Source organism: Acetatifactor sp. (assembly GCF_982438285.1).
This window is the reverse complement of record NZ_CEWDFQ010000245.1, coordinates 1-4,747: the sequence shown is the minus strand read 5'-3', so window position 1 is coordinate 4,747 and position 4,747 is coordinate 1. Positions and strand designations below refer to the sequence as shown.

Here is a 4,747-nt window from a genome sequence, read left to right as displayed (position 1 = left end):
CGTTTACACCCACAAGCTTGAAGCCTGCCACGGAGCCCTGCTGAATCTGCTGATCTCCTACAGTGAAGGTAGGAAGCTTGGTTGCCGCATAACCGTCGCCAAAAGCTTCCTGTGCTGCCGTTGCGTCCCAGGTACCGGACACTGCTGCACAAAGGGTGCCGGATGCGATCTGGTTGGAGATATCTCCGTCTGCAACTGCCAGGAATGCGCTGTTGCCTGCGATGTCAAGCATAGCCTGAACCACTTCAACACCAGATACATCTGCGGTGCCGTTCCAGTCCATGGTCGTGCTGCCGTCATCGTTCAAGCCGGTGGTGAAGCCTGCTCCATAGAAGAAGGAAGCATTGTACCAGCCGCTGGCCAGAGTCATGGCAACTCTTTTTCCAGCTGCATCAGCTGCTGCCAGAAGGCTGTCCCAGCTTGCAACGTCCTCCTCGGTGAGAACGCTGGAATCATAGTACAGGAAATATCCGTTGTCCGCGCTCATAGGGAAGGCATACAAGGTATCCTCGTATGTAGCCGCTTCCACAGAGCCGGTTGCGTTTGCGCTTTCAATATCTGCAACGCTCTTGCCTGCATAAGCCTGCAGCGCCTCATCCATAGAGTCAATGGAAAGCAGTGCGCCGGCCTTCACAAGGTCGATAAGCTGGTCGGAAGCAAATGCGTATACATCTGCCGCAGCCTCAACGTCGGTAAGAATGGTATCCTTTGCGGTGGACTCGGACTCCACGCCCAGCTGGATATCAAAGTTTGCATAGTCTGCATAATGCTCCTTGAAGGAATCGATCATGCTCTGGAGCATTGCCTGATCTTCCTCTGCGCCCCACATAGTAAGGCTTACATCCTGCTTTTCTGCAGGTGCCTCCACAGAAGCCTCTGTGGAAGAGCTTGCTGTCGTCTGGTCGGTTGTTCCGGCAACGTTTCCGGTGTTTTCCTGCGTATCAGTATTTCCACACGCTGCCAATGAAACTGCCATAGACATTGTCATTAGTAATGCTACTAACTTTTTCATTTTGGTTTCCTCCTTTTATTTTTCAAGCAAATGCGCAAATATTGCGCAACCGCTTGACTATGTCCATAGTTTAGCAAGATTTAAAGGTATTGTCAATTTATCATATTTACTGATATTGAACTCTTTTTTTGTGCACTTTTACCAAAGCCCTCTCAAATCCAATCATTTGGTGGATTCCTTCAAAATCACCTCATAATCCAAAAGCGTCCTGATGGGAACCTCTCTGCCGTTTATACTGTCCAAAAGTATCCGGCAGGCCCGCCTGCCTAAATCCATGATATCAAACTTTAAGGATGTGACTGTCACCGGATAATGATCCAGCAGACGGCTGTAATGGCAGGATGCCACCTTCACCTGCCCTGGGACGTCCACTCCCTCCCTTTCAAGGCAGCGTATCACCTCGTCACAGATATAGTCATCCTGGCAGAGCATACAGTCCACCTGGTTTTCCAAAAGCTCGTCCACAGCTTTTTCCACCATAGCCTCATTGTTCAGGGCAGTATAAATAAATTCACTTTGTACCGCCTTTCCTGCCTTTGCGTAACCGGCCAGATACCCCTCGTACCGACATCGGTTCACCGTCTGCTCCATGCTGCAGCCCAGATAGGCAATCTGTTTGATTCCCTTGGAGAAAAGCACGCTTACCAGCTCCCTGCAGGCTCCGATATTGTCATTGTCCACCTGAATGATGCCCTGATCCTCCACCTGTCCCACCGTCACAAAGGGAATCTGTTTCTTCTTCAGGTAGCGGGCGAAAAAATCATCTGCATAGGTTCTTGTCAGAATCATGCCGTCCACCTTGCGGTTCTGGATGAGACGCTCCAGCGGCCTTAACTCCCTGCCGTTTGTAATCACCACCAGCATATCATAGTCATTAGCTTGCGCCATTTCCTCCACTCCATACATGCAGGTGTGAAAAAAAGGCATATCGGCCAAAGTTTTTACCTCCGGCAGAATAATGGCAATGTTGTTGGTTCTTGACTGGGCCAGGCTCTGAGCTGCCGCATTGGGGTAAAATCCGTGCTCTTCTATATACTGCAGCACCCGGTCTCTGGTGGCATTCCCGATCCTTCCTTTGCCGGATATGGCTCTGGACACCGTGCTTGCAGAAACGCCCAGCTCCCTGGCCACATCATGAATCGTCATTGCTTTTTGCGAATTTACACTGCCCATAATTCCACTCCATTCCCAAACCTTATCGCCGCCGCAAGCTGCGCAATCGATTGTTTTAAATAATAGTATCATTTTCGGGAAGGGGAAACAATCTGCCAATTTCACCAAAAATATTTTAATTTTCTATTCAATTCTCCTAAAAGGGCAGGCTGTCCGCCAGGCAGAGAGCGCCAAAGCCAACCCTGTCATTGGGGTACTCCGCCTCTCCTCTTACAGGCCTTGCTCCGCTTCGCAGATACGCCTTTACCTTTTCTCCATACAGGAAAGCGTCGTTCCCCCGGACAATGCCCCATTCCATCAAAAGCGCTGCGCTGCCGGAGACAATGGGCGCTGCAAAGGAGGTTCCCGTAAAAGGTGTGTAACCGCCATAGATGTCCGGGGCTAAAATCCCAACGCCGGGAGCCACCAGATCCGGCTTCGTAAGGCCGGCCGTAACCACCCCGATGGTACGCCGCCTGTCTACATAGCCCCTGCCGGAGAAATCCGCATAGGTATCATAGGTGCTGTCATAAGCTCCCACTGTGATCACCTTGGCCGCCGTGGAGGGAATGGTCAGCGTAACCTGAGGCGCCGCTCTGTAAAAGCCCGTGCTTTCATTTCGAATGGCACTGCTTGGCAAGTACAGATAATACTGTCCCGTCACCACTGTGACAGGCTCTATGAGGATGGTCCAGATACCGCTGTTAATGTAAGGGCCCGCAAGGGGAATCATATCCAGATAAATCTCCTGGGCCACCGCGTAGGGCGTTGGTTCTCCCATGTACACAAGAATCCTGGTCTGTTCCATCTGCAAGGTATATTTTCCGGCCTCCACAGCCTCCGGCAGCTCCTGCTCCCGGCCTCCGGGAGAGCGCAGGCGGATACGGTAACGGTCGCTGTAGTGCTTCCACAGCTGTATATTCAGCGCTGTTTCGTAGGCCCCTACCGCCAGCTCCACAGCAGTCTCCTGCTCCACATTTCCCGCAGCGTGCCCTCTGGAGCTGCCCTCGTTTCCACTTCCCACACAGATAACCGTACGTCCGATTTCCGCCGCATTGTCCAAAAAACGTTCGATGAGAGAGCTTCCGTCGTGGGCTCCATAGCTGTTTCCAAAGCTTAAATTAATTACCAGAGGCATTCCCAAAAGAATAGCCTTTCTCAAGGCATAGGTGACGCCCCGCATAATTTCCGTTGTCCTGGGAAAGCCAAGCTCATTTGGCGCACCAAGCTTCACCACCAGAAGCTCCGCCTCCGGCGCCACTCCTTTATATGCCTGCTCCAAAATAGCGCTGCCTGCGGCAATCCCGGCCACCGCCGTCCCATGTCCGTTTACGTCCCGGCTGGGAACCAGAGCATACCGCTCCCCTTCTCCAGTCTCCCGCAGCGCCCGGTTAATTCTCTCCTGGTCAAACTCAACCCCCATGGAAAATCCCTCTGGCGGCGCCCCGGCCTCCCCCGGCATCAGAGTCTGATCCCAGAGAAACCGAATCCGGGTATCTCCATTCTCCTTTCGGAAATCTTTGCGCTCATACGCAATGCCAGAATCCAAGACTGCTATCAGCACACCCCGGCCCGTCAAAAAAGGCTCCTGAAGCGTGGCACGGGGCAGGCAGGAGTAATCCGCCGGAGCAGACACAGCATAAAAATACCGCTTAGGCTTTTCCACATATTCTATTTCTTCCACATCGGCCACCATATCCACCAGGCCCTCCGGCACAGTCAGTATGGCATAGCCCGCAATCAAATATTCCACTTTCACGCCAAGTCCGGCAAGCCGCTCCAGGCTGCCATGGTATTTGACTATCAGCTCCCAGGTTCTGCTTTCGCCGTCAAATCCAACGTTCAGCGTTTCTGTCTGTTCCCTGATCTCCTGAGGCGTTTCCAACGCCAAATTCAGTATGTCCTCCAGCTTCTGATTCATTTTTATCCCGCTTTGCCACATTTCCTCCCTAATATTTATATGCGGCAAGAGACATTTCCTATTCTATCGGTGTTGTCTGGGATTTTAAAAGGTGCGGTTTCTGTTTGGAAACCGCACCTTTTGCATCACCCTTATATCGCGTCACATATTTGTGTCAAAACACTTAATATATCTCGTATTTTTTCGACCTGCCTTGGCTCCAGCGTTTCTAATACATAGATAATCTCCTGATTTTCGCTTTGCTCCCCTTTCTCACCCCGCATAATAAAATCACAGCTCACGCACAGCGCTCTGGATATCTTACACAGTGTTTCTGCTGAGAAGCCCTTCTTGCCTGTTTCTATTTCATACAAAAATTTTGCAGAAATATCCGCTTTTTCCGCAAGAACCTCCCTTGTGTAATGTCTGCTTTCACGCAATTTTCTGATTCTTTCCCCTATGCACATATCTGACATATTATTCCTCCATATGCCAAGATTTTACATCCTTCAGCAAACAATGATAAACCAGCAGTTGCACCCATTGCATTTTACCTACAGTTCCTTTTTCAATTCTATCTTATCTCTTTTTCCCACTATTCCTCAGTCTGTTTTACCGAATCGATAATTTTTTTAACCAAACCTGACATTTTTGTTTTATCAGGTCTCATTTATATTGCTTGA

Annotated in this window: 4 protein-coding genes; all 4 read right to left on the bottom strand. The window is 50.5% G+C overall.

Translation table 11 applies throughout. The annotated features are described in order from the left end of the window. Nucleotides 1-1,012 (bottom strand): extracellular solute-binding protein (locus AC1WIP_RS11565; RefSeq protein ID WP_481141971.1); only part of this gene is annotated, 1,012 nt, incomplete at its 3' end. Between the two features lie 162 nt (nucleotides 1,013-1,174). Continuing rightward, entirely contained in the window at nucleotides 1,175-2,185 is a 1,011-nt protein-coding gene (locus AC1WIP_RS11560; RefSeq protein ID WP_481141970.1) for a LacI family DNA-binding transcriptional regulator, read from the bottom strand. 136 nt (nucleotides 2,186-2,321) lie between these two features. Next, entirely contained in the window at nucleotides 2,322-4,085 is a 1,764-nt protein-coding gene (locus AC1WIP_RS11555; protein WP_481141969.1) for a S8 family peptidase, read from the bottom strand. Nucleotides 4,086-4,216: 131 nt separating this feature from the next. After that, complete coding sequence (locus AC1WIP_RS11550) at nucleotides 4,217-4,531, bottom strand: helix-turn-helix domain-containing protein (RefSeq protein ID WP_481141972.1); 315 nt, start codon at nucleotides 4,529-4,531, stop codon at nucleotides 4,217-4,219. Between the last annotated feature and the right edge of the window lie 216 nt (nucleotides 4,532-4,747).

Excerpts from the sequence above, each read along its gene's own strand:
- AC1WIP_RS11560 (WP_481141970.1), bottom strand. The coding sequence starts at position 2,185 with ATGGGCAGTGTAAATTCGCAAAAAGCAATGACGATTCATGATGTGGCC.
- AC1WIP_RS11555 (WP_481141969.1), bottom strand. The coding sequence starts at position 4,085 with ATGAATCAGAAGCTGGAGGACATACTGAATTTGGCGTTGGAAACGCCT.
- AC1WIP_RS11550 (WP_481141972.1), bottom strand. The coding sequence starts at position 4,531 with ATGTGCATAGGGGAAAGAATCAGAAAATTGCGTGAAAGCAGACATTAC.